The organism is Pseudomonas sp. FDAARGOS_761, from assembly GCF_013343155.1.
GTDB lineage: Bacteria > Pseudomonadota > Gammaproteobacteria > Pseudomonadales > Pseudomonadaceae > Pseudomonas > Pseudomonas aeruginosa.
The window spans coordinates 4,888,396-4,910,697 of record NZ_CP054572.1 but is presented as its reverse complement, the minus strand read 5'-3'; the positions used below and the strand labels follow the sequence as shown (position 1 = coordinate 4,910,697).

28 protein-coding genes are annotated in these 22,302 nt (G+C 63.5%); 26 read left to right on the top strand and 2 right to left on the bottom strand.

Translation table 11 applies throughout. The features are described from left to right. Nucleotides 1-43 precede the first annotated feature (43 nt). Nucleotides 44-814, bottom strand: a complete 771-nt coding sequence (prtR, locus tag FOC67_RS22845) for a transcriptional regulator PrtR (RefSeq protein ID WP_003109047.1) — start codon at nucleotides 812-814, stop codon at nucleotides 44-46. Nucleotides 815-1,271: 457 nt separating this feature from the next. On the opposite strand from prtR, the gene FOC67_RS22840 reads away from it, so the two are divergent. The 25 genes from FOC67_RS22840 (at nucleotide 1,272) to trpC (ending at nucleotide 20,691) form a co-directional block, all read left to right on the top strand. Further along, the gene (locus FOC67_RS22840; protein ID WP_003085132.1) at nucleotides 1,272-1,472 is read left to right on the top strand and encodes a TraR/DksA C4-type zinc finger protein; all 201 of its coding nucleotides are present in this window, start codon (nucleotides 1,272-1,274) and stop codon (nucleotides 1,470-1,472) included. A gap of 47 nt (nucleotides 1,473-1,519) precedes the next feature. Then, complete coding sequence (locus FOC67_RS22835; RefSeq protein ID WP_003085135.1) at nucleotides 1,520-1,879, top strand: hypothetical protein; 360 nt, start codon at nucleotides 1,520-1,522, stop codon at nucleotides 1,877-1,879. Nucleotides 1,880-2,337: 458 nt separating this feature from the next. Then, a complete protein-coding gene (locus tag FOC67_RS22830; protein WP_009315194.1) occupies nucleotides 2,338-2,685 on the top strand; it encodes a phage holin family protein in 348 nt (115 codons plus the stop codon). A 15-nt stretch (nucleotides 2,686-2,700) separates the two neighbouring features. Continuing rightward, nucleotides 2,701-3,330 (top strand): glycoside hydrolase family 19 protein, encoded by a 630-nt coding sequence (locus tag FOC67_RS22825; RefSeq protein ID WP_003117966.1) that lies wholly within the window; start codon nucleotides 2,701-2,703, stop codon nucleotides 3,328-3,330. After that, nucleotides 3,327-3,689, top strand: coding sequence for a hypothetical protein (locus tag FOC67_RS22820; protein ID WP_009315195.1), 363 nt, complete (start codon nucleotides 3,327-3,329; stop codon nucleotides 3,687-3,689). Before FOC67_RS22825 ends, FOC67_RS22820 begins: the two co-directional genes overlap by 4 nt. Further along, nucleotides 3,686-3,943 carry a hypothetical protein gene (locus FOC67_RS22815; protein ID WP_003118919.1) on the top strand — a complete coding sequence of 86 codons (258 nt, stop codon included), beginning with the start codon at nucleotides 3,686-3,688 and terminating at the stop codon, nucleotides 3,941-3,943. The genes FOC67_RS22820 and FOC67_RS22815 overlap by 4 nt, the downstream gene beginning before the upstream one ends. Nucleotides 3,944-4,258: 315 nt before the next feature. Then, nucleotides 4,259-4,753 carry a phage tail tube protein gene (locus FOC67_RS22810; protein ID WP_003113190.1) on the top strand — a complete coding sequence of 165 codons (495 nt, stop codon included), beginning with the start codon at nucleotides 4,259-4,261 and terminating at the stop codon, nucleotides 4,751-4,753. Between the two features lie 11 nt (nucleotides 4,754-4,764). Beyond that, nucleotides 4,765-5,112, top strand: coding sequence for a phage tail assembly chaperone family protein, TAC (locus tag FOC67_RS22805; RefSeq protein WP_004352265.1), 348 nt, complete (start codon nucleotides 4,765-4,767; stop codon nucleotides 5,110-5,112). Nucleotides 5,113-5,141: 29 nt separating this feature from the next. After that, a complete protein-coding gene (locus FOC67_RS22800) occupies nucleotides 5,142-5,396 on the top strand; it encodes a hypothetical protein (protein ID WP_003113188.1) in 255 nt (84 codons plus the stop codon). 46 nt (nucleotides 5,397-5,442) lie between these two features. After that, entirely contained in the window at nucleotides 5,443-7,281 is a 1,839-nt protein-coding gene (locus FOC67_RS22795; RefSeq protein ID WP_003161921.1) for a phage tail tape measure protein, read from the top strand. Continuing rightward, nucleotides 7,274-7,615, top strand: coding sequence for a phage tail protein (locus FOC67_RS22790; RefSeq protein ID WP_003113186.1), 342 nt, complete (start codon nucleotides 7,274-7,276; stop codon nucleotides 7,613-7,615). Before FOC67_RS22795 ends, FOC67_RS22790 begins: the two co-directional genes overlap by 8 nt. Nucleotides 7,616-7,622: 7 nt before the next feature. After that, nucleotides 7,623-8,318 (top strand): phage minor tail protein L, encoded by a 696-nt coding sequence (locus tag FOC67_RS22785; protein ID WP_003118922.1) that lies wholly within the window; start codon nucleotides 7,623-7,625, stop codon nucleotides 8,316-8,318. A 2-nt stretch (nucleotides 8,319-8,320) separates the two neighbouring features. Beyond that, nucleotides 8,321-9,091: a C40 family peptidase gene (locus FOC67_RS22780; RefSeq protein WP_003113184.1), complete on the top strand. Its 771-nt coding sequence runs from the start codon at nucleotides 8,321-8,323 to the stop codon at nucleotides 9,089-9,091. Between the two features lie 54 nt (nucleotides 9,092-9,145). After that, nucleotides 9,146-9,748, top strand: coding sequence for a tail assembly protein (locus FOC67_RS22775; protein WP_003117974.1), 603 nt, complete (start codon nucleotides 9,146-9,148; stop codon nucleotides 9,746-9,748). Between the two features lie 58 nt (nucleotides 9,749-9,806). Further along, nucleotides 9,807-13,421 (top strand): phage tail protein, encoded by a 3,615-nt coding sequence (locus tag FOC67_RS22770; RefSeq protein ID WP_009315196.1) that lies wholly within the window; start codon nucleotides 9,807-9,809, stop codon nucleotides 13,419-13,421. 286 nt (nucleotides 13,422-13,707) lie between these two features. Next, the gene (locus FOC67_RS22765) at nucleotides 13,708-14,445 is read left to right on the top strand and encodes a hypothetical protein (protein WP_009315197.1); all 738 of its coding nucleotides are present in this window, start codon (nucleotides 13,708-13,710) and stop codon (nucleotides 14,443-14,445) included. A 23-nt stretch (nucleotides 14,446-14,468) separates the two neighbouring features. Next, nucleotides 14,469-15,560 (top strand): pyocin knob domain-containing protein, encoded by a 1,092-nt coding sequence (locus FOC67_RS22760; protein ID WP_009315198.1) that lies wholly within the window; start codon nucleotides 14,469-14,471, stop codon nucleotides 15,558-15,560. Continuing rightward, entirely contained in the window at nucleotides 15,560-15,895 is a 336-nt protein-coding gene (locus FOC67_RS22755) for a hypothetical protein (protein ID WP_009315199.1), read from the top strand. The genes FOC67_RS22760 and FOC67_RS22755 overlap by 1 nt, the downstream gene beginning before the upstream one ends. Continuing rightward, nucleotides 15,876-16,106: a hypothetical protein gene (locus tag FOC67_RS22750; RefSeq protein ID WP_003118928.1), complete on the top strand. Its 231-nt coding sequence runs from the start codon at nucleotides 15,876-15,878 to the stop codon at nucleotides 16,104-16,106. The genes FOC67_RS22755 and FOC67_RS22750 overlap by 20 nt, the downstream gene beginning before the upstream one ends. A 95-nt stretch (nucleotides 16,107-16,201) precedes the next feature. Then, nucleotides 16,202-17,254, top strand: coding sequence for a pyocin knob domain-containing protein (locus FOC67_RS22745; RefSeq protein WP_009315200.1), 1,053 nt, complete (start codon nucleotides 16,202-16,204; stop codon nucleotides 17,252-17,254). Next, nucleotides 17,254-17,556 (top strand): hypothetical protein, encoded by a 303-nt coding sequence (locus tag FOC67_RS22740; protein WP_003113177.1) that lies wholly within the window; start codon nucleotides 17,254-17,256, stop codon nucleotides 17,554-17,556. The genes FOC67_RS22745 and FOC67_RS22740 overlap by 1 nt, the downstream gene beginning before the upstream one ends. Beyond that, nucleotides 17,553-17,783, top strand: coding sequence for a hypothetical protein (locus FOC67_RS22735; protein ID WP_003118930.1), 231 nt, complete (start codon nucleotides 17,553-17,555; stop codon nucleotides 17,781-17,783). The genes FOC67_RS22740 and FOC67_RS22735 overlap by 4 nt, the downstream gene beginning before the upstream one ends. 418 nt (nucleotides 17,784-18,201) lie before the next feature. Further along, nucleotides 18,202-18,807, top strand: coding sequence for an aminodeoxychorismate/anthranilate synthase component II (locus tag FOC67_RS22730; RefSeq protein ID WP_003101640.1), 606 nt, complete (start codon nucleotides 18,202-18,204; stop codon nucleotides 18,805-18,807). A 1-nt stretch (nucleotide 18,808) separates the two neighbouring features. Then, the gene (gene trpD, locus FOC67_RS22725; RefSeq protein ID WP_003085203.1) at nucleotides 18,809-19,858 is read left to right on the top strand and encodes an anthranilate phosphoribosyltransferase; all 1,050 of its coding nucleotides are present in this window, start codon (nucleotides 18,809-18,811) and stop codon (nucleotides 19,856-19,858) included. Then, nucleotides 19,855-20,691, top strand: coding sequence for an indole-3-glycerol phosphate synthase TrpC (gene trpC / locus FOC67_RS22720; protein WP_003085205.1), 837 nt, complete (start codon nucleotides 19,855-19,857; stop codon nucleotides 20,689-20,691). Before trpD ends, trpC begins: the two co-directional genes overlap by 4 nt. Before the next feature lie 61 nt (nucleotides 20,692-20,752). Here the strand turns inward: trpC and crp are convergent, their stop codons facing one another. Then, entirely contained in the window at nucleotides 20,753-21,397 is a 645-nt protein-coding gene (gene crp, locus FOC67_RS22715; RefSeq protein WP_003085214.1) for a cAMP-activated global transcriptional regulator CRP, read from the bottom strand. A 271-nt stretch (nucleotides 21,398-21,668) separates the two neighbouring features. On the opposite strand from crp, the gene FOC67_RS22710 reads away from it, so the two are divergent. Beyond that, the gene (locus FOC67_RS22710; RefSeq protein WP_003085219.1) at nucleotides 21,669-22,091 is read left to right on the top strand and encodes an OsmC family protein; all 423 of its coding nucleotides are present in this window, start codon (nucleotides 21,669-21,671) and stop codon (nucleotides 22,089-22,091) included. Nucleotides 22,092-22,302: the final 211 nt, after the last annotated feature.

Here is a 22,302-nt window from a genome sequence, read left to right as displayed (position 1 = left end):
CTGTGCAATAGCTGGAGTTGTAGTGCGGGCGAGCGCCAGGCGCTCACCGCACCAGGGACGGGGCGCGCCGGTGGCGTACGGTGGACCACCAGAAGACCCAGCCGATCATGCTGATCTGGCGGCTGCGCATGTCCTCCGGCGAGTACTCCTCGTCCGGGTATTCCTCGCGGTTGAAGCTGCGCAGCCGAATGCCGCCGCCGGGCAGGCGATAGACGAACTTCACCCGCAGCATGCCGTCATGTTCGAGAGCGTAGATCTCGCCATCGGTGATATGGGTGGTGGCGGTGTCCACGCCGATGGTGGAGCCATCCATGATCAGCGGTTCCATGCTGTTGCCGGTGAGTTGGGCGCAGATCGCCGCCGACGGATCGACGCCCGAGGCTCGCAGCGTGGCATAGGAAAAACGCAGCTTGCGCCCCTCTATCTCGCGTACCGCAGTGCGTCCGGCGCCGGCGGACATCTCCACTTCCTTGTACAGCGGCAGTTCCACTTCGTCTTCGTCCAGCGGTGTGTCGCTGTCCCACGGATGCAGCGGTTCCAGCACCAATGGGCTGCCATCGGCCACGGACACGGCACTGCGCGCGGCTGGAGCGCCTTCGCCGGTCTGCAGCCAGACCGGCGAGACGCCCAGGGCCGCCGCGATCTCGATCAGCTTGCGGGTGCTCTGGGCCTTGCCCGAGGTCAGCTTGTGAATGGTGTTCTGCGAAACCCCTGCCGCTTCGGCGAGGGTTTCCTGCTTCAGGTTGCGCATCGCCATGGCCTGCTTGAGGCGAGCGGCGAAGCTGTCGGGCGGGATCTGGGTGCTCTTGTCCATGTTCGGCAATCTACAGACCGATGGATTCTCTGTAAAGAGCCTAGGTGTTGACGATAAATAGCTTTGGTTGTAATTTCTCTTCCGTCAGAAAGCGGAAGGGGTGAGTTCCACAACTTCCCACCCGCCTTTCAGAGATTTCACATGGGTGCAGGGACGCACCCGGTTGTCGGTGACCGACGATGCAGGTGCCGACTGCTTGGGTGCCGGGGCTATGGGAAAGCGCTCCGGCACCTGGAGGGCCGGAGCGCCGTCCATGCAGACGCTCCGTCCCGCTCATTCATTCTGTCGCCGACCTGCTTCAGGTACGGCGGCGTCGTACAGGGAGTCATTGCCATGTCGCGAGATACGCACTCGCCATTTCCGCGCAGAGGAACGCAGGTCGCCGAACCGGCGCCGCGCATCTGTCATGTTCCATCCATTCGGCCGTCGGGCGTCGGGCACGCCAGGGAGGCTTTCCATGGCTGACCTTGCCGATCACGCCAACGAACTGGTCCTGGCTCGCCTCGACGGCCTCCTGGCGGCGCGCCCGGCGCTGGCCATCCGCGAGTCCGCGGAAGACTGCGAGGACTGCGGCGAGCCCATTCCCCAGGCGCGCCGTCGGGCGGCACCGGGTTGCAGTCGCTGCATCGACTGCCAGGACCGCCACGAGCGCCGTTGAACCGACCTCATGCCGAGCCCTCGCGGGCAGTGAAAGGAGACACGACCGTGATCAAAGCCATCGATGAAATGCTCAAGCTCTGGGCCGAGGAAATGCACGCGCCAGGCAGCAACGGAGGCGGCTACGCCGGCGGCAACCTGATCGCCATGCTGATCGCCAGCAAGGGCGAGGTGGTCCGCGGCCACCGTGGCAGCCGGGTGATCCTCGACCGTGTGGCGGAGGTCGATCGCCTGGTAAATCGCCTACCCGAGGAACTGAAGACCGTGGTGGTGGAGCACTATCTCAATCGCGACAGCTTCCCCGAGCAGAAGTACCGTCACTGCGGTTGCAGCCGCAACACCTTCTATCTGCGCCTGCATGTGGCGCACCAGGGTATCCAGGACGGCCTGCTGCGACGGGCGGCCTGAGTTCCTGGACCGGATCCCGGTCCCCCCTGGAATTTTCCAACCGGCCTTCGGGCCGGTTTTTTTATGCCTGTCGCCCATGGAGGCGGCGAGCCCCATGCACAGCAGCGGACCCTGCACGGTAGAGGCGGGGTCGGGCTGGCGTAGCCATCCTTTTCGTCAGTCGATGCCGGGCTTTTCCATATCGGAAGTGGGTATGCGCTTGCCCGGATGCCTGGCGAAGGTTCCCAGGGCGGTATATCACCCTCATATCGTGGTGCGTCTCCCTCCTATTGCAGTGGATTGTCGAGAAGGCATTGCGGGGCTGGGAATCGGGCGGTAAAAAGTAGTCATTCTTGTAAAGGTGCGTCTCCAGGGAGGCACTTGTGAAGCACCGGAACCCGGCCCTGGCGCCGGGTTTTTTATTGCCCGGGAAAACGTTCGTGCGGACGTGCCCGGCGCTGCCTGCCAAGGAGGGACCCATGGGCAACGAACCGCAGACACTGACGGAAATGCCGCTCTGGGTACTGATCCTGCTCGCCGCGCTGGGCGGCGTCAGCGGTGAGATGTGGCGTGCCGACAAGGCCGGTCTCGGCGGCTGGGCCTTGTTGCGGCGCCTGGCGCTGCGCTCCGGCGCGTCGATCGTCTGCGGCGTGGCGGTGATGCTGCTGGCGTTGGCTTGCGGCGCCGCGCTGCTGTTCGCCGCGGCGCTGGGCAGTCTGACCGCCGCGGCCGGCGCGGAGATCGCCGTCGGTCTCTACGAACGCTGGGCCGCCCGGCGCCTGGGGGGTTGCGAGCTGCCCGAGGAGGAGCCGCATGAGCGGACATAAGCGCCAGGAGGATCGATGAAACTGACCGAGCAGCAATTGCTGCGCATTTTTCCCAACGCCCGCCTCGTCGCGGGCGTTTTCGTTGCGGCGTTGCAACGGGCCATGGACGAGAGGGAGATCGACACACCGGCGCGGCGTGCCGCGTTTCTCGCCCAGGTCGGCCACGAAAGCAGCCAGTTGACCCGGCTGGTGGAGAACCTCAACTACAGTGCCCAAGGCTTGGCGGCGACCTGGCCGAGCCGCTATCTCGGCCCCGACGGGCAGCCCAACGCGTTGGCCTTGCGGCTGGCGCGCAATCCGCAGGCGATTGCCGACAACACCTACGCCACGCGCAACGGCAATGGCGACGAAGCGTCCGGCGATGGCTGGCGCTTCCGCGGGCGTGGCTTGCTACAAATCACCGGGCGTGCCAACTACCGGTTGGTCGGCGAGGCCCTCGGCGAGCCGCTGGAAGCCGAGCCCTGGCGCCTGGAGCAGCCCGTGCCGGCGGCCCGCAGCGCCGCCTGGTGGTGGGCCGGTCACGGGCTCAACGAGCTGGCCGACCGCGGCGAGTTCGCTGCCATCACCCGCCGCATCAACGGCGGCCTGAATGGCCAGGCGGAGCGCCTGGCGTTGTGGCAGCGGGCCAGGGTGGTGCTGTCATGAGCCGGCTCGCTCTGCTCCTGCCGGCCGTGTTGCTGGTCCTGCTGGCCGGCGCCTTGCTCGGCGGCGGCCTGGTTGCCCGCCACTATCGTCCGCAACTGGAGGAGGCCCTGGGCCAACTCACTGCCAGCCGCGTCGCCAGCGGCCAGCTCGAGGCTTTGCTCGATGAGCAGCAGCGCGCGCTGGCGGCGGTGCGGGCGAGCGCCGAGACGCGCGCGAAGGACGTCGAGCAGGCACTCGGCGAGGCCAGGGCGCAGGTCGCGGAGCAGTATGCCGCGGCCGTGCGTCTGCTCCAGGAACCCGACATTGGTGTGGACTGCCAGGCGGCAGGTGCGGCGATCGACCGGGAGCTGGGACTATGACTCGTCTCCTGCTGGGGCTTTGTCTGCTTTTCGCGGGCTGCGCAGCCTCGCCGACGACACCTCGCCCCGTGCGCGTCGAGGTTCCCCTCGCAGTGCCCTGCCGTGTACCTGACGTGCGCCCGCCGAGCTGGGCCGGCGCCACGCTGAAGGCCGGCGATTCGCTGCAGGCCAAGGTTCGCGCATTGCTCGCCGAGCGCCGCCAGCGGCAGGGCTACGAACTCGAATTGCAGGCGGCGTTGCGTGCCTGCCGCTGAGACACTGGGCGCATATGGACGTCGATGGACGTGTGTCCGGCGCATATTGCCGTGTATTGATTCCGCAGCGTTGTCGAGCCAGGAATCGGCCGGTACAACGTAGTCATGCTTGTACAGGTGTGTCCCCCCAGGGATGCCACCTGCAACCTCAGAGCCCGGCCCGTGTGCCGGGCTTTTTCGTTTGCATCCGACAACGGCTCGGGACGTGGAGGCTCCTCGCCGACCGCGTACCGCGCCACGGCCGACCGTCCTGGGGACGGGGCCAGACGACCCGCCTGGTGCGGGTCTTTTCATGTGCATAAAGGAGAGTTTTCCATGTCCATCCTGACTCAAGGTACCCAGATCTACGCCCTGGTTCCGCCGGTATCCGGTACCGGTGCCGCTACCGTCCTGGAGATCGAAGGCGTGACCTCGTTCAACCCGGGCGGCAATCCGGCCGACCAGATCGAAGACCCGTGCCTGAGCGACACTTCGCGCAAGTACAAGAAGGGCCTGCGCACCCCTGGCCAGGCGACCCTCGGCATCAACGCCGATCCACGCCTGGCCAGTCACGTTCGGTTGTTCCAGCTGTCCGAGAAAGATGGCGAGACGAGCGTCAAGTGGGCCATCGGCTGGTCCGACGGAATCGACGTAAAGCCGACCGTCAGCACCGAAGGCGACGATTTCGTGTTGCCGCCGGCGCGCACCTGGTTCACCTTCGAAGGCTACGTCAGCGACTTCCCCTTCGATTTCGCCAGCAACACGCTGGTCGCTACCCAGGCCACCATCCAGCGTTCCGGCGCCGGCAAGTGGACGCCGAAGTCGGCTTGAGGAGCGCGTAGATGAATCTCAACGAACTTCGTGCGGCGGGCGGTTTCATCGAGTCGGCGCTGGTGCGCAAGGAGATTAGCTGGACCCGCGTTCCCGCCGGCAGGAAGAAGGCGGTCAGCGACACCTTCCAGGTGTTCGTCCGACGCAACAGTTTTGGCGCGGTGGAGCGCCTGTTCTCCGCCGAAGGCGACCAGCAGAGCCGCAACGCGCGCTACCTCGCCGAATGCATTCGCCTGGGCGAGACGGGAGAGGAAAGCCTGACCTACGAACAGGCCTACGACCTCGACCCGGCGCTGGGCTTCCTGCTGCTGCAGGCGGTCGGCGAGGTCAACCGGGTCGAGGACGCGGAAAAAAACTGACCCCCGCCGACGAGGTTTGGCACGAACTGGTGCTGAACGGCGTCGGCGGGTCGACCATTGCCGAGGCCAAGGAGCGGCTCAGCTACGCCGAGTACCGCGCCTGGGTCGCCTATCTGAACAAGCGCGGCTCGCTCCATCCGGGACACCGGCTGGAGCTTGCGCTGGCTCGGATCGCTGCGTTGCTCGGGCATGCGCTGGGAGCGGACGCCGATCCCGACGCGTTCCGTCCGCATATGGCTCTCCAGCCCCTTTCGCTGCATCAGGCGATGGATCAATGGGCATGACAGGCCACCCCGCTGCGGCGGGGTCTTTTTCTGGAAGACATGAATCATGGCCACGAATACCGACGGCAGCCTGACGCTCGACCTGGTCCTTCGCAGCGAAGGGTACAGGGCCGGGATGGACAAGGTTGGCAGGATCAACGATCAGAAAATGCGTGCCATGGAGGCGCGCGCGGAAAAGGCTGGCAAGGCTATCGGCAAAAGCCTGGACAGTTCGGCGCTGATTGCCAGCAGCGTGCTGGACCAGGCGCTGGACATGCTGGGCAGGACCAGTCGCCAGGCGGGTCAGGCCAAGAAGCCTGTGCAGAGCGCCCAGGACAAGGTACTGGCCGAGTGGAAGACCCGGCAGAAGGAGCTGGGCGAAGCTTGGAAGAGCTATCGCGAACCACTCCAGGATCTGTCCAAGCTCAACGAAGCACTACTGAAGAACTCTTCCGACAAGCTCGACAAGGCGCTGCTCAATCTCAGCGAGACCGGCAAGCTGTCGCTTGCCAACGTGGGCAAGGCCGCCTACGCCGATGCCGCGCGCCTCGCCTCGCGGCAGATGACGCTGATGCTGCTGGACGGGCTGTTTGGCTGGGTCGCCAGCGTCGGTACCGAGAAGCCCAAGGTCGACGACAAGGCGGGCAAGGGACAGGCGAAGGCCGGCGACGACGAGAAGGAACAGCCGTCGCTCCAGTCGCAGGTCTTCAAGCAGTGGCTGTTGCAGATGAACAGTGTCTGGGGCGCCTACCGCGCGCCGCTGCAGGATATCTCCGGGATGACCGACGAGCTGTTCAGGAATGCGTCGGAGAAGCTCGAGAAGTCGCTGTTCAATTTCGCCACTACCGGAAAGCTGTCCTTGAGCAACTTCGCCAAGACGGTGATCGACGATGTCGCCCGGATCGCCGCGCGGCAGCTTTCAATGCTCGCCCTGGACGGATTGTTCGGCTGGATGAATGGCAAGGCCGGCATCACCGAGGCGCAACTGGCCAGCCAGAAGCCCTATACCTCGCTACTGGAAAAGGCCCGAGCAGATGCGGGACAAGCGGCTGCGGGCGCTCCCGCGGCCCAGGGTGCCGCGCCAATGCCGGCAGCGGCGATGGATGTCGGCGCGATGGTGGCCACTGCTTCCGGGCAGACCGGGGACGGTTCCAAGGTATCGGCTGGAGGGGCTTCGGCGAGCGCTGGCAAGCCGGTGGGCAGTTGGGTCGAACAGATGGACGCCTCCTGGGCGAGCCTGCGCGACCAGGCGCAGGACGTCTCGGGAATGATGGACATGCTGTTTACCAACGCTTTCACCAATATGGAGAACGCCCTGTTCACCTTTGCCACCACGGGCAAGCTGTCGTTCAAGGATTTCGCCGACTCGGTGATCCAGGATATGGCGCGGATCGCCGCGCGGCAGGCGACGCTGCAGATCATCGGCGGCATCGTCGGTGCGGTCAGCGGGTTCTTCGGTAGCGGCGCAACGGCGGGCTCGCGGATTTCCGACTACACCGGCTCGGACATGGCCAATTGGGTCAGCAAGCAACGCGCCGGAGGCATGCCTGGGTTCGCCAGGGGCGGTGCCTTCAACGATGGCATCCAGAGCGCGCCGGCGCTGTTCAGCATGGCCGGCGGTCGTCCGGCGCTGATCGGCGAGCGTGGGCCGGAAGCCATCATGCCGCTGAGTCGCGGTTCCGATGGCGTGCTCGGCGTGCGCGCGCTCGGCGGCGGCGAGGGGGGCAACGTCTTCAATTTCTCCACCAGCGTCAGCCTGGGCGGCGGCCGCGAGGGCGCGGCGACGGCCAGCGGCGACGACGGTACGGGACAGCAGCTGGCGGGAATGATCAACGATGCCGCGCGCAACGTGGTGGCGCAGGAGCTGCGCCCCGGCGGCCTGGTATGGAGGATGGTGAATGGCTGATCTGGAACGCTTTACCTGGGACATCTCGATCGATTCCGCCGGCCAGGCGAACCAACTGGTACGCCAGGTGCAGTACGGCGGCGGCTACAGCCAGGCGCTCGGTGACGGGCTGAACAACCTCAGCGAGACCTGGCAGGTTTCGCGTACCGGCGATCTCGCGCTGATCGGCCCGATCCGCGATTTCCTCAAGCGCCACGGCGGCTACCGCTCGTTCCTCTGGACCTTGCCCACTGGCGAACCGGTACGGGTGCGCGCCCAGGGCTGGCAATTGCGGCCGCGCGGCAACGGTGTGTTCACCCTGAACACCACCTTCCAGCAAGTCTTCAATCCGTGAGGTAAGTATGACCATCACAGCCGATGACCAGGCCCTCGAGCCTGGGGCGCTGGTGCGCCTGTTCGACCTGGATTGCACCGGGTTCGGCGGCGAGATGCTGCGCTTCCACGGCCACCTGCAGCAGGGGCCGATCCACTGGCAGGGCAACGCCTACCAAGCTTGGCCGCTGGAGGCGCGCGGCTTCGAGCAGCGCGGTGACGGCCGGGCCAGTTCGCCTACCCTTAGCGTGGGCAACATCGACGGCAGCATCAGCGCGCTCTGCCTGTTCTTCGATGGCCTGGTAGGCGCGCGCCTGACCGTGCGCGAGACCTATGCGCACTACCTGGATGCAGCCAACTTCGCCGAAGGCAACCCGCAGGCCGACCCCTCCCAGGAGCGCCTGAACATCTGGTTCCTCGAGCAGAAGACCGCCGAGAACAGCGTCCAGGTGACCTGGGAGCTGTCCGCTCCGCCGGACTTCCAGGGCCAGCAGATCCCGGCGCGCCAGATCACCTCGCTGTGCCACTGGTGCATCACCAACGAGTACCGCGGGCAGGACTGCAACTACACCGGTACGGCGATGTTCGATGCCGACGGCAATCCGGTGGACGATCCGGCGCTGGACCGCTGCGGCGGCCGGGTCAGCGATTGCAAGCTGCGCTTCGGCGCGGACAACCCGCTGTCCCACGGCGGCTTCGCCGGCGCCGGCCTGGTCAGGATGTGAGCATGGAACTGAGCCGCAGCCTGCAGCGGGCTATCGCCGCACACGCCGCCCGCGAGCATCCGCGCGAATGCTGCGGGCTGATCGTTCGCGGTGTGCGTCAACGCCGCTACGTGGCCTGTCGCAACGCAGCCGGATCGCCCAGCGAGCACTTCGTGATCGATCACCAGGACTGGTGCGCTGCCGAGGATCAGGGCGAGGTCCTGGCCATCGTCCACAGCCACCCGGACGTTCCGGCCACGCCGAGCATGGCCGATCGGGTCAGTTGCGAACTGCATGGTCTGCCCTGGGTGATCCTGTCCTGGCCGGAAGGCGATGTCGCGCATCTAGCGCCGGAGGGCTATCGGGCGCCGCTGCTCGGCCGCGAGTTCGCTCACGGCGTGCTCGACTGCTGGAGCCTCTGTCGCGACTGGTACCGCCGCGAGGCAGGTTTGGAGCTTCCGGACTATCCGCGCCGCGACGGTTGGTGGGAAACCGGCGAGAGCCTCTACGAGCAGCACTATGCGGCGGCCGGATTCCGGCCGGTGCCGCTGGCCGGAATCCGCCGCGGCGACATGCTGGTGATGCAGGTCGGGAGGGCGCTGCACCCTAACCACGCGGGCATCTACCTGGGCAATGACTGGCGTCTGGACAGCGAGCCGGTCCAGGCGCTCGGCGGCGACGGACCGTTCCTGCTGCACCACCTGTACGGACGGCTGTCGACCCGAGACGTGTTCGGCGGACCCTGGATCGAACGCACGCGCCTGGTCTTGCGGCACACGCGGATGCCGCAGTGAACGACATATTCAAGCGAGCCGTCGGAATCGGCTCTTCACGAGAGGAACAGGTCCATGAGTGACACCCTGAGTCAGGGCCTCACCACCATCCGTCTGTACGGGGTTCTGGGCAAGCGCTTCGGCCGCATGCACGGTCGGTTGTTGGAAAGCGGCACGGTACGCGAGGCGATGAGCGCCCTGAAGCACACCATGGAGGGATTCGAGACGTTCATGCGCGAGGCGGAATCGAAAGGGCTGACCTTCGCCGTGTTCCGTGGGCGTACCAACCTGTCCGGCGAGCAACTGGACATGCGCGGACGCGAGGATATCCGCATCGTGCCGTTGGTGATCGGGAGCAAGCAGGCGGGGCTTTTCCAGACGATTCTGGGGGCTGCCTTGATTGTCGTGGGTGGATTCACGACGTTCTTCTCCGGTGGAACCAGTTCGTTCCTGGTAACCGTTGGAGTCAGCATGTTGGCGGGCGGCGTCATGCAGATGCTCAGCCCCCAACCCAAGGGCCTGAAGGGCCGCGAGGCCCCCGAGAACGCCCCCAGCTATGCCTTCGGCGGCCCGGTCAACACCATCGCCCAGGGCCATCCGGTCGGCGTGCTCTACGGCAAGCGCCGCATCGGCGGCGCGGTGATCAGCGCCGGCATCTATGCCGAGGACCGGCTGTAGCCGGCAACGCCGTAACAGGCCCGCCATGCGCGGGCGTTTTTTTGCCTGAAGGAACGTCATGAACAAGACCATCACGGGCCACAAGGGTGGCAGCAAGAAGCCGCGCCAGCCGGTGGAGATGCCGGACTCGGTGCGCTCGATCGCGCGGGCGAAGATTCTCCTGGCACTGGGCGAAGGCGAGTTCGACGGTGGCGTCGACGGCCGTTCGATCTACCTGGACGATACGCCGCTGCTGGCGGCGGACGGCTCGGTGAACTTCCCCGGAGTGACCTGGGAGTTCCGTCCGGGCTCGGTGGACCAGGAACACATTGCCGGTGTGCCCGCCGTGGAAAACGAACTGGCGGTCGGCGTCGAACTCAAGAGTGACGCGCCCTGGGTCCGCGCGGTGAACAACACCCAGCTCTCGGCGGTGCGCCTGCGCCTGTCCTGGCCGGCCATCCAGCGCCAGCAGGAAAACGGTGACGTGGTCGGCTACCGCATCGACTACGCGATCGACATCGCCGTCGACGGCGGTGCCTGGCAGGAAGCGCTGAAGGCTTCGCTGGACGACAAGTCCACCAGCCGCTACGAGCGCTCCCACCGTGTCGACCTGCCGGAGGCGCGGAGCGGCTGGCAGGTGCGCGTGCGCCGCCTGACGCCGAACCAGAACAACAACCGCGTCGCCGACACCATGCGGGTGGAGGCGATCACCGAGGTGATCGACGCCAAGCTGCGCTACCCGAACACCGCGCTGCTGTTCGTCGAGTTCGATGCCAGCCAGTTCCAGAGCATTCCGCAGATATCGGTGGAAGCGCGCGGCCGGCGGGTGCGGGTGCCGAGCAACTACGATCCGCAGACCCGTAGCTACAGCGGCACCTGGGACGGCTCGTTCAAGTCGGCCTGGACCAGCAACCCGGCCTGGCACTGGTACGACATCGTGTTGCACAAGCGCTTCGGCCTCGGTCGGCGGATCGACGCGAGCATGGTCGACAAGTGGTCGCTGTACCGCATCGCCCAGTACTGCGACCAGTCGGTGCCCGACGGCAAGGGCGGCCAGGAGCCGCGCTTCAGCTGCAACCTGTACCTGCAGAGTCGCGCCGAAGCCTGGACCGTGCTGCGCGACCTGGCAGCGATCTTCCGCGGCATGTCCTACTGGTCCGGCGCGGAAATGGTGGCGGTATCCGACATGCCGGAGGACGAGGCCTACACCTTCTCGCCGTCGAACACCGTGCGTGGCGACGACGGCAGCCACTTCAACTACAGCAGCAGCCGCCAGCGCGATCGCCACACCCTGGCCCTGGTCAACTACGACAATCCGGGCAACGGTTACCAGAGCCAACCGGTAGCGGTGAACAATGACCGCGCGCAGCGCCGCTACGGCATCAGCCAGTTGGAGATCACCGCGATCGGTTGCACCTCCGAGGGCGAGGCGCAGCGGCGTGGCCAGTGGGCGCTGCTGACCGAGGAGCTGGAGCAGGACGCGGTGACCTTCCGCACCGGCATGGATGGCCGTGGGCTGGCGCCGGGGAAGATCATCGCCGTAGCCGACCCGGTCAAGTCCGGCAAGCAGATCGGCGGACGCCTGAGCGCGGTGGATGGCCGCGCGCTGACCCTCGACCGCGACGTCGAGGCCCGACCCGGCGATCGCCTGCTGGTCAACCTGCCGAACGGCAAGGCCGAGGCGCGCAGCGTCCAGTCGGTGGTAGGCCGCGTGCTGACCGTGACCGCCGCCTATTCGGAGACGCCTCGGCCCCAGGGGCAGTGGGCGCTGCAGAGCAACAGCCTGACCACCCAGCGCTTCCGCATCATGAGCATCACCCGGCCGGAAGACAATCTTTTCGAGATCACCGCGCTGCAACACAACGCGAGCAAGTTCGACGCCATCGACAACGGCGCGCGCATCGAGCTGCCGCCGGTCACCAGCATTCCGCCGGGCGTGCAGGCGCCGCCGCAGAACGTGCGGATCAAGGCTTTCACCAAGGTCGACCAGGGGTTGGCGGTGACCAGCCTGTCGGCCTCCTGGGATGCCGCGCCGAACGCGGTGGCCTACGAGGCCGAATGGCGCAAGGACTCGGGCAACTGGGTGCGGGTGCCGCGAACCTCGGCGCTCGGTTTCGACGTGCCGGGCATCTATGCCGGTCGCTACTTGGTGCGGGTACGCGCCTTGAACGTGATGGAGGTCGGTTCGGTCTACGCCAGCAGTGTGGAAACCGCTCTCGAGGGCAAGACCACACCGCCGCCGGCGCTGGCCTACCTGCGCTGCGTGGCCGGCCCCTGGCGCATCGGCCTGGAGTGGGGGTTTCCGGCCAGCGGCGCGGCGGACACCGCTTACACCGAGATCCAGCAGTCCGCCACGCCCGGCGGCAGCGAGGAGACCGCACGGGCGCTGGGCCTGTTCGCCTACCCAGGCAATACCCACCTGGTATCGCCGATACCGGCCGGCGAACGGCTGGCGTTCCGCGGTCGCTTGATCGACCGTAGCGGCAACGTCGGCGCCTGGTCGAACTGGGTCACCGGCACCAGCTCCAGCGACGCCAGCGAATACAACCAGTTGATCACCCAGGAGTACGTCGAGTCGGCGCTGGGCCAGCAATTCTTCTCCGATATCGAGCGGATGCAGGTGGATATCGGGGGCTTGCAGAAGCAGGTCGGCGACCTCGCCGACGTTCTGCTGTACGACCCGACCAAGGTCTACGCGAAGAACGACATGGTGCGACAGGGGCAGCGGTTGTACCAGGCACTGAAGGCTGTGCCGGCGAAGACGGCGCCGCCGAACGCGGCCTACTGGTCCGATATCGGCCAGTCGCTGGAAACCGCCAACGGGCTGGCGCAGCAGGTGGCGAGCCATACCGCTGAAATCAGCGAACTCGACGGCAGCCTTACCGCCCAGGCATCGCGCCTTGGCGTACTGCAGGCGGCGACCCGTGACGACGCGGATGACGGCAATGGCGCCATGGCCGATGCCCTGCGCGGCTGGAAGACCGTTGCCCGGGCAGCCCAGGAGGAAACCGTACGGGCCACCGAAAACGAGGCACAGGCCACTCGCACGACGCTTCTGGAGGCGCGCACCGCCGATGCCGAAGGGCGAATCGCCACGGTGGAACGGGTCGCGACCAGCGATCGCCAGGCCACCGCGCAACGTCTGGACCAGCTCTCGGCCTCGATCGGTGGCACCGCCGCCAGCCTACAGAGCGAACAGACCGCCCGCGCTAACGCCGACAGCGCCCTCGCACAGCGGATCGACACCGTGCAGGCGCGTACCGACACCAACAGCGCGGCGATCCAGACCACCTCCCAGGCGGTCACCTCGCTGGATGGCAACGTCAAGGCGATGTACAGCGTGAAGCTCCAGGCGCATGCCAACGGACAAAAGTATGCGGCGGGGTGGCAGCTGGGGTTCGACAGTGGGACCAGTGTGTCAACCATGGCGTTTCAGGCGGATCGTTTTATCTGGTTCGACAGTTCGAGTGGGGCAACGGTAGCGCCGGTTTCAATAGTTAACGGGCAGATGTTTATCAAGAGCGCCCTGATTCAGGACGGAGCGATAGATAACGCGAAAATTGGAAATGTCATTCAGTCAAATGCAATATCAAATAATGGTATGCCGATATGGAGGCTGGATAAATCAGGTACTTATACAGTGCGAGACAGTGCAGGCCAAGTCAGAGTTGAGATGGGGCTTCTACAGTCATGAGTATCTATGGGTTACGTATCTATCGAGAGAATGGGGATGTCGCTGTCGATATAACTGACAGGGCGTTGCGGGTTGTATATTCCAGGCGGGTCGATGCAGTTTCGAAAGGAGAAGCTGCCACGCCCGGCTTTGGCCCGAACAATGCTTCAGTCTATGTGATTGGTGATCAGTACAATAAGCGTCCGGTCTGGGCCCGAATGGGTGATGGCGTTGTTCAATGGGGCTACGAGGATTGGTGGCCCTCACTATTTCACACTTCTGGAACCTTATATGTGGTGGCCAAGGTATGAGTGAGTATGGGGTCTTGGTAAGGAATGGCCTGGGGCAGACTGTAATAGATGGAGAGTTTCATAATCTTTCTCTTCTGTTGGAAAGAAATATTGAAGTCGAGACAAGTCAGTGGTTCTCACTGGATTTTCCATATGCGGTTACCTCAGCTGCACCTCCTGTTCTAGCAGTTCAAGCTTGGAAGAATAAATTTCTTTACTTCGATTCAGTACAGTATCGAGGCGGGCCAGGAAACTGGACAGGCGCCAGTCTGAGTTTTTCGGGGTATGGAGCACATACATCCGGCTCCGTAAGAGTTCGAGTCTATGCCTATGCATTGCCTTTGCTGAGAGGATATGGGCTTCGTGTTCGAAACTCGGCGGGAAGTGTCGTTTTCGATTCTCTAAGACTTCCCTTGGTTTTTAGTGCGGAACTGGGCGGGGCGCCAGAAGATTGGGTTAGGGTATCTGGGGAACCGATTATAGGAGCTGGCCGCATAGACATATATCGCCCAGCGACATGGGGGCAGCCTGCCGATAGCTACATTGCAGTAGGCATGGCGCTTGACGTGGAATTTGGCAGAGTGGCGGTATCTGGTGGCACGGCCAACGCAATTATTTATATACGCTGGGGTTTCACTGAGGAGGGAGTGCCAAGGCTTATGCAGCATGCATATACCGGGCTTCCAAGTTCTTATCCTGGAATTCCAGCTGCTGTTTATTATGCTATGCCTTCAATTCCAATAATAAAGGCTTGAGTTGATTTTTGGGAGATAATGCTATGGCTTGGCATTCGAAAGGTTCGGTTTCCGTCACGCTGAATTCCGAAGCGGTGTTAGGAAGCGCTACTGATTTTATCGCCAATGTGCGAACCGGCGATGCGTTCCGTGGCCCTGACGGCCGGTGGTACGAAATCACCAATGTGACCAGTGCAACGGTTATTTCTATCAAGCCCAATTATCAGGGCGCGACCGCTAGCGGCCAAGTTTATGCGGTTGTCCCAGTACATGGTTATTCAAAAAACTTGGCAGACCAATTCCGCGATATCAACAACCAGTGGGGAGCCACCCTGGCAGGGATCAAACCCTGGGCGGTGTCCTCGACGGGCCAGCAGGCGCAGGCCGACATGGGAATCTCGGCTGTTGGTCGGGCCCTGAACAATGCCTCGACGCCGGCCAACGCCTTGAGTTACCTGGGGGGCGTCGCGCCCAATCAGATGGGCTGGGCTGGCAACGCGATGAATACGGCGGACCTCGATTTGCTGACCGTCTCGGGGCTATACGCTCATGGCACGGCGGTGCCTTCGCCGGTGAACAATGCCCAGGGCTATGTCTTGCATATGCAGCACGGCAACCCGGACTTCGCCGTCCAGCAGTGGTACCAGTTGAATTCCGCCACTGGCCAGTACATGCGGATCAAGGCCGGGGGTAACTGGTCGCGCTGGGTGTTGCAGTACAGCCAGTTCAACCTTGTCGGACTGGCGAGCTTCGATGCATCGAACAATCCATCCGGCGCCATCATCCAGCGCGGCGGGACTGTCGGTTTCAACGAGTATGTACGCTACGCCGACGGAACCCAGATCTGCTGGGGCAACACCACTACCAATGTGGGAGCCACCATGGCCTACCAGCCGGCTGGTACGTTGTCGTTCTATATCACCCCGGTTGCTTATTCGTGGGGGTTCCCGGTCTCGTTCTCCCGGCCTCCGTCTGTCATGGTCAACCCGATGAGAGCAGCAGGAAACAACGCTTCCCGTCCCTGGGGTTCGACGATGTCGGTCACCGAAACGCTGTTTTCCTGGTACGGCTACGACACCGCCAGCGTGGCCAGCGGGATGGCCGCCAGCTATGTCGCCATGGGGAGGTGGAATTGATGAAGCTGTTGTTGAAACCTTTGTTGCAGCAGGGCATCACGCCTGACAGGGAACGTCTCAGCGATGTCCAGGTGCGAGGGTCGGTGTTTATCCTGGATGGCGTCGAATACGATTTCGGAAGAATGCAGCCTGGCGGGAACCTGCCTCCGGAGGCATACCATGGTACGCCATTCATTGATATTCGCTTCGTGGACGGCGACCGCCTGTACCTGCACTACATCCACCAGGTGACCTCTGAAGTGATGATGCAGTTTCCCAGGGAGGTCGAGTCAATTCCGGTCGACCAGGATGGAAAAGTCGAGGTAGCGTTCAGCTATGAACATCCAATGGGATAAGTACGTCAGCCCTGCAAAGGCCGCGGCAGATGTGCGCGATCAGGCCTTGGCCAGTGCTCAGGCCAAGCGCCTTCTGGCCTATCGGGAAGAAAGCGATCCGCTCAAGACCGAAGCCGAGTTCGATGCGATCAAGGCCGGCGTCGAGCCGGACTATGGCGCCTGGATCGCCAAGGTGGAAGAGATCAAGTCACGATACCCGATGCCTGAATAGCCGAACTCCAGGCTCGCCTGGGCGTCAGCCCTGTGGTTCCGAACTAACCCTATCAAGCCCGCCGACTGCGGGTTTTTCATTATCTGGAGAACGTCATGCCTTGGTATTCCACAGGCACGGTTTCCGTCGTCCTCAATTCGGACACGGTGACCGGCAGCGGCACCGCCTTCAGCGCCAATGCGCGCGCCGGCGATGCCTTCAGAGGGCCGGATGGCCGTTGGTACGAGATCGGCAACGTCACCAGCGCCACCGTGTTGACCATCAAGCCCGCATATCAAGGAGCTACCGCCAACGGGCAGGCATATTCGATCACCCCGGTGCAGGGGTACTCGAAGACACTGGCGGATCAGTTCCGTGACCTCAGCAATCAATGGGGTTCCCTCCTGGCGGCAGTGAAGCCTTGGGCGATAGCGTCTACCGGTTCGCAGGCGCAGGCTGACATGGGGATCACCGAAGTTGGCCGTGCTATCAATGGAGCCTCTACCGTAGGCAATGCATTGGGGTTTTTGGGAGGTGTTTCCAAGACCCAAGCCCCCATGGCCCTGGATATGGACACGGTGAACGAAAGCGGATGGTTCTCGATAACCCCCAATACTTACAACGTGCCTCTCGGAAACAACAATATCAGCGGTGTGAACGGCCATGTCGCTCTGTCGATGGTATTCGACGCCAGTACCCGCTATCAGCTGTTCTTCGTGAGAAATACCAACCTCCCAGAGGTTTGGTACAGGAGCTGTACCAATGGAACCTGGAAGGAATGGGTCAGGTTTTATACGACAGACAATATCGTGGGGACCGTAACGAGGCGACTTGTTACGGGTAAGCCCACCGGGGCTGTGATGGAGAGCGGGACAACTTCCAACGGCTGGTACGTTCGCTTTGCGGATGGTACCCAGATGGCAGCGGCAAGATCCGAACCGGGCCTTTCGTTTGGAGCTAACGTGATACAGCTACCAGCTGCCTTCGTTACGGGCTTCAATACCGGGGTGACCTGCAATTGGATTCCCTCCAGCGGATGGCCTGCCACTGCAGGGCAGGGGGTTCGTGGAGCCTATCTCAACGGTAGCAGCTCTGTTTCTTTCGCGACGGCGCAGGCACTGGGGGCTAACGACACCATTACGGTGATGGCTGTGGGGAGGTGGTACTGATGCGTATCGAACTCAGTCCGGTTGTAGTCCTGCCCGAGGACTCGACTGATATGGATGTCATGGTTTCCGGAGATTCGATAGCCGTCTCGGGTGTCATGTACGACTTCTCGCAGTTACCGGAGGGGGGATATCTGCCAGCCTCTGCCATCCATGAGGGGCCTTTTTCCGGGAGGGTTACCAGGGCAGGCGGAGAGATATGCCTGACATTGGTGTTTCCCATCCGGGGGAGCTACAGCGAAGCTGCCAAATTCCCTGTCCCCATCCATATCGTTGAAGACGGAACCGTGGAGTTGCCCAAGTGATCGATTGGAAAATGATGAAAACACCGGATCAGGTTTCCAGAGAGCGGGTTCAGCAAGAATATGATGCTGTGTTGGCCAGACGTGCCGAGGCCTACCGTTTGGAAAGCGATCCGATCAAAACGGAAGTGGAGTTCGATTCGATCCGTGCAGGTGTGGAGACGGATTACGCCGCCTGGCTTGCCAAGGTCGAAGAGATCAAGGCCAGATATCCGCTCCCGCGCATCTGACCTAGCTGATGGACGCAAGCCTGCCTCGTGTAGGCTTCGCCATTTTAGATCGCTACTGTCGGGCCTCTGCTTGGTAAACAATTTCCGCTTCTTAAGCCTCTTTCTTCCGACATCCCGCTGTTGCACCCATCCTCCCCACTGGGCTATGTTCCCCAACATGGCTCCGTGAGACCGCTATCGTGATCCACCTCAGCAGCATCATCACCTCCCTCATCAAGGCATTCGCCCGTTGGCGCTGGCGCGCCTGACTTCTTCTTCGCCGGCCTGGCCGGTCACGTCTCCCTGCGTCCCCCGTTTTCCACAGGCATAATGCCGACGATCCACTCCCCCTTCCTCCGCGAGCACGCCGGGAAACGGGTGTGGCGAAAGCCGGGTGATGCGATTCGCATAAGAATGAAATCAAGAGGTTACAGCCAGCATGCTGCTGATGATCGATAACTACGACTCCTTCACCTACAACCTGGTGCAGTACTTCGGCGAACTCAAGGCCGAGGTCAAGGTGGTGCGCAACGACGAACTGAGCGTGGAACAGATCGAGGCCCTGGCGCCCGAGCGCATCGTCCTTTCCCCCGGTCCCTGCACCCCCAACGAGGCCGGCGTCTCGCTGGCCGTGATCGAGCGCTTCGCCGGCAAGCTGCCATTGCTCGGTGTCTGTCTTGGCCACCAGAGCATCGGCCAGGCCTTCGGCGGCGAAGTGGTGCGGGCGCGGCAGGTGATGCATGGCAAGACCAGCCCGATCCACCACAAGGACCTCGGCGTGTTCGCCGGCCTGGCCAATCCCCTGACGGTGACGCGCTACCACTCGCTGGTGGTGAAGCGAGAGAGCCTGCCGGAGTGCCTGGAGATCACCGCCTGGACCCAACATGCCGACGGATCGCTCGACGAGATCATGGGTGTACGCCACAAGACCCTGAATGTCGAGGGCGTGCAGTTCCATCCCGAGTCCATCCTCACCGAGCAGGGCCACGAGTTGCTGGCAAACTTCCTCCGCCAGCAGGGCGGCGTGCGTGGGGAGGGCAACTGAGATGGATATCAAGGGAGCCCTCAATCGCATCGTCAACCAGCTCGACCTGACCACCGAGGAAATGCAGGCGGTCATGCGCCAGATTATGACCGGGCAATGCACCGACGCGCAGATCGGCGCCTTCCTGATGGGCATGCGGATGAAGAGCGAAACCATCGACGAGATCGTCGGCGCGGTGGCGGTGATGCGCGAACTGGCCGACGGCGTGCAGTTGCCTACGCTGAAGCATGTGGTCGACGTGGTCGGCACCGGCGGCGATGGCGCGAACATCTTCAACGTATCCTCGGCGGCGTCCTTCGTGGTCGCCGCCGCTGGCGGCAAGGTCGCCAAACACGGTAACCGCGCGGTCTCCGGCAAGAGCGGCAGCGCCGACTTGCTGGAAGCCGCCGGCATCTACCTGGAGCTGACCTCCGAACAGGTGGCGCGTTGCATCGACACCGTCGGCGTCGGGTTCATGTTCGCCCAGGTCCACCACAAGGCGATGAAGTACGCCGCCGGTCCGCGCCGCGAGCTGGGCTTGCGGACTCTGTTCAACATGCTTGGCCCACTGACCAACCCGGCGGGAGTCAGGCACCAGGTGGTCGGGGTGTTCACTCAGGAACTGTGCAAGCCGCTGGCTGAAGTGCTCAAGCGTCTCGGCAGCGAGCATGTGCTGGTGGTGCATTCGCGCGACGGGCTGGACGAGTTCAGTCTGGCCGCGGCGACCCACATTGCCGAGTTGAAGGACGGCGAGGTACGCGAGTACGAAGTGCGTCCCGAGGACTTCGGGATCAAGAGCCAGACCCTGATGGGGCTGGAGGTCGACAGTCCGCAGGCCTCGCTGGAACTGATCCGCGACGCTTTGGGGCGGCGCAAGACCGAGGCTGGGCAGAAGGCCGCCGAGCTGATCGTGATGAATGCCGGCCCGGCACTGTACGCTGCCGATCTGGCGACCAGCCTGCACGAGGGCATTCAACTGGCCCACGATGCCCTGCACACCGGGCTGGCACGGGAGAAGATGGACGAACTGGTGGCCTTCACCGCCGTTTACAGAGAGGAGAACGCACAGTGAGTGTGCCGACGGTTCTGCAGAAGATCCTCGCCCGCAAGGCCGAGGAGGTCGCCGAGCGCCGTGCGCGCGTCAACCTGGCCGAGGTCGAGCGGCTGGCGCGTAGCGCCGATGCGCCGCGCGGCTTCGCCAATGCCCTGCTGGAGCGGGCCAAGCGCAAGGAGCCGGCAGTGATCGCAGAGATCAAGAAGGCATCGCCGAGCAAGGGCGTGCTGCGCGAACACTTCGTCCCGGCGGAGATCGCCCGCAGCTACGAGGCGGGTGGCGCGGCGTGCCTGTCGGTGCTCACCGACGTGGACTTCTTCCAGGGCGCCGATGCCTATCTGAAGGAAGCGCGGGCCGCCTGTGCGCTGCCGGTGATCCGCAAGGACTTCATGATCGATCCGTACCAGATCGTCGAGGCGCGGGCGATCGGTGCCGACTGCATCCTGCTGATCGTCTCGGCGCTGGACGACGTGCTGATGGCCGAGCTGGCGGCGACTGCCAAGTCGGTCGGTCTCGACGTACTGGTCGAAGTGCATGACGGCACCGAGCTGGAACGTGCACTGAAGACCCTGGACACGCCGTTGGTGGGCATCAACAACCGCAACCTGCACACCTTCGAGGTGAGCCTGGAAACCACCCTCGACCTGTTGCCGGAAATTCCCCGCGACCGCCTGGTGGTCACCGAGAGCGGTATTCTCAACCGGGCCGACGTGGAGCTGATGGAAGTCAGCGAGGTCTACGCCTTCCTGGTTGGCGAGGCGTTCATGCGGGCCGACGATCCTGGCCTCGAGCTGAAGCGCCTGTTCTTCCAGGAGCGTGGCGGCGTGGTGCTGGGCGCCGATCCTGACTGATCCGCGCTGTCGAACCCCATGAAAAAGGCCGGTTGTGACCGGCCTTTTTCATGTGTGCTGTTCAGCGGGTGCCGAAGACCACCATGGTCTTCCCTTTCACATGCACCAGGCCCTGCTCCTCCAGGCTCTTCAGCACGCGTCCGACCATTTCCCGCGAGCAGCCGACGATCCGGCCGATCTCCTGGCGGGTGATCTTGATCTGCATGCCGTCCGGGTGGGTCATGGCGTCCGGTTGCTGGCACAGGTCCAGCAAGGTGCGGGCCACGCGTCCGGTGACGTCGAGGAAGGCCAGGTCGCCCACCTTGCGGGTGGTCTTGCGCAGGCGGTCGGCCATCTGGCTGCCGAGGGTGTAGAGGATCTCCGAGTCCTGCTGCGACAGTTCGCGGAATTTCGCATAGCTGATCTCGGCGACTTCGCATTCCACCTTGGCGCGAACCCAGGCGCTGCGTTCCTGTTCGCTGCCTTCCTTTTCGAACAATCCCAGCTCGCCGAAGAAATCACCGCTGTTGAGGTAGCCGATGATCATTTCGCGGCCGTCGTCGTCCTCGATGAGGATGGTGACCGAACCCTTGATGATGAAGAACAGCGTTTCGCAGCGATCGCCGGCATAGATGATGGTGCTCTTTGCGGTGTAGCGGCGGCGGTGACAGTGTGCGAGCAGCTTGTCTAGGTGTTTGAGTTTGGGTGTGTGGGTAATAGCTACCATGCCCGAGTCCCGAAAGAATAAAGAATATGCCTGACGTACAAGGCGATGTTTTTTTGAGTTCTTATGGAGAGACCTGCCAGGGCCCGGGAGCTCAGCGGAGAACTCCCCCCAACCGGGCAGATCAGGAAGTGTGCCAGTAAACCGCGTCCAGCTTAACAGACGGACCATGAAGGTCGATGTGATTTTGCGACGCAGCTATCAGGACTGTGATCCCGTACTGTCCTTGGGCCCTGTGCTAAGCTGGCGCCCTTTGCCGGCGGGAGTCTGAACGATGAAAGCGCGTATCCAGTGGGCGGGCGAGGCGATGTTCCTCGGCGAGTCCGGTAGCGGCCACGTGGTGGTCATGGACGGTCCGCCGGACCATGGCGGACGCAACCTCGGGGTGCGCCCTATGGAGATGGTCCTGATCGGCCTCGGCGGCTGCACCAACTTCGATGTGGTCAGCATCCTGAAGAAGGCGCGCCAGCCGGTGGAGAGCTGCGAAGCCTTCCTCGAGGCCGAAAGGGCCGACGAGGAGCCCAAGGTGTTCACGAAGATCCACGTGCACTTCGTGGTCAAGGGCCGCGGTCTCAAGGAGGCCCAGGTCAAGCGCGCGGTGGAGCTGTCGGCGGAGAAATACTGCTCGGCGTCGATCATGCTCGGTCGCGGCGGGGTGGAGATCACCCACGACTACGAGATCGTCGAACTCGGCTGAGACGACATCCGGTCATCATAAAAGGGGCGCAAACTCTGGCGGAGGCTTGATTGGCTCTGCATAATGCGCCCCTTTTTTCGTGCCGCGCGATTCCGTCGGGCGGCCGTTCAGTTCGGAAGATTCTTCCGCTCTGATAGACGTTTCCCGAGCCATCCCGGTCGGGTGACCAATGGCGCCAGCCGGCGCCCGTGCAACTCAACAAACCACAATC

What these genes read in the sequence shown, in the direction of transcription:
- prtR (WP_003109047.1), bottom strand. Translation starts at nt 814, where the DNA reads ATGGACAAGAGCACCCAGATCCCGCCCGACAGCTTCGCCGCTCGCCTC.
- FOC67_RS22840 (WP_003085132.1), top strand. Translation starts at nt 1,272, where the DNA reads ATGGCTGACCTTGCCGATCACGCCAACGAACTGGTCCTGGCTCGCCTC.
- FOC67_RS22830 (WP_009315194.1), top strand. Translation starts at nt 2,338, where the DNA reads ATGGGCAACGAACCGCAGACACTGACGGAAATGCCGCTCTGGGTACTG.
- FOC67_RS22825 (WP_003117966.1), top strand. Translation starts at nt 2,701, where the DNA reads ATGAAACTGACCGAGCAGCAATTGCTGCGCATTTTTCCCAACGCCCGC.
- FOC67_RS22820 (WP_009315195.1), top strand. Translation starts at nt 3,327, where the DNA reads ATGAGCCGGCTCGCTCTGCTCCTGCCGGCCGTGTTGCTGGTCCTGCTG.
- FOC67_RS22815 (WP_003118919.1), top strand. Translation starts at nt 3,686, where the DNA reads ATGACTCGTCTCCTGCTGGGGCTTTGTCTGCTTTTCGCGGGCTGCGCA.
- FOC67_RS22810 (WP_003113190.1), top strand. Translation starts at nt 4,259, where the DNA reads ATGTCCATCCTGACTCAAGGTACCCAGATCTACGCCCTGGTTCCGCCG.
- FOC67_RS22805 (WP_004352265.1), top strand. Translation starts at nt 4,765, where the DNA reads ATGAATCTCAACGAACTTCGTGCGGCGGGCGGTTTCATCGAGTCGGCG.
- FOC67_RS22795 (WP_003161921.1), top strand. Translation starts at nt 5,443, where the DNA reads ATGGCCACGAATACCGACGGCAGCCTGACGCTCGACCTGGTCCTTCGC.
- FOC67_RS22790 (WP_003113186.1), top strand. Translation starts at nt 7,274, where the DNA reads ATGGCTGATCTGGAACGCTTTACCTGGGACATCTCGATCGATTCCGCC.
- FOC67_RS22785 (WP_003118922.1), top strand. Translation starts at nt 7,623, where the DNA reads ATGACCATCACAGCCGATGACCAGGCCCTCGAGCCTGGGGCGCTGGTG.
- FOC67_RS22780 (WP_003113184.1), top strand. Translation starts at nt 8,321, where the DNA reads ATGGAACTGAGCCGCAGCCTGCAGCGGGCTATCGCCGCACACGCCGCC.
- FOC67_RS22775 (WP_003117974.1), top strand. Translation starts at nt 9,146, where the DNA reads ATGAGTGACACCCTGAGTCAGGGCCTCACCACCATCCGTCTGTACGGG.
- FOC67_RS22770 (WP_009315196.1), top strand. Translation starts at nt 9,807, where the DNA reads ATGAACAAGACCATCACGGGCCACAAGGGTGGCAGCAAGAAGCCGCGC.
- FOC67_RS22765 (WP_009315197.1), top strand. Translation starts at nt 13,708, where the DNA reads ATGAGTGAGTATGGGGTCTTGGTAAGGAATGGCCTGGGGCAGACTGTA.
- FOC67_RS22760 (WP_009315198.1), top strand. Translation starts at nt 14,469, where the DNA reads ATGGCTTGGCATTCGAAAGGTTCGGTTTCCGTCACGCTGAATTCCGAA.
- FOC67_RS22755 (WP_009315199.1), top strand. Translation starts at nt 15,560, where the DNA reads ATGAAGCTGTTGTTGAAACCTTTGTTGCAGCAGGGCATCACGCCTGAC.
- FOC67_RS22750 (WP_003118928.1), top strand. Translation starts at nt 15,876, where the DNA reads ATGAACATCCAATGGGATAAGTACGTCAGCCCTGCAAAGGCCGCGGCA.
- FOC67_RS22745 (WP_009315200.1), top strand. Translation starts at nt 16,202, where the DNA reads ATGCCTTGGTATTCCACAGGCACGGTTTCCGTCGTCCTCAATTCGGAC.
- FOC67_RS22740 (WP_003113177.1), top strand. Translation starts at nt 17,254, where the DNA reads ATGCGTATCGAACTCAGTCCGGTTGTAGTCCTGCCCGAGGACTCGACT.
- FOC67_RS22730 (WP_003101640.1), top strand. Translation starts at nt 18,202, where the DNA reads ATGCTGCTGATGATCGATAACTACGACTCCTTCACCTACAACCTGGTG.
- trpD (WP_003085203.1), top strand. Translation starts at nt 18,809, where the DNA reads ATGGATATCAAGGGAGCCCTCAATCGCATCGTCAACCAGCTCGACCTG.
- crp (WP_003085214.1), bottom strand. Translation starts at nt 21,397, where the DNA reads ATGGTAGCTATTACCCACACACCCAAACTCAAACACCTAGACAAGCTG.
- FOC67_RS22710 (WP_003085219.1), top strand. Translation starts at nt 21,669, where the DNA reads ATGAAAGCGCGTATCCAGTGGGCGGGCGAGGCGATGTTCCTCGGCGAG.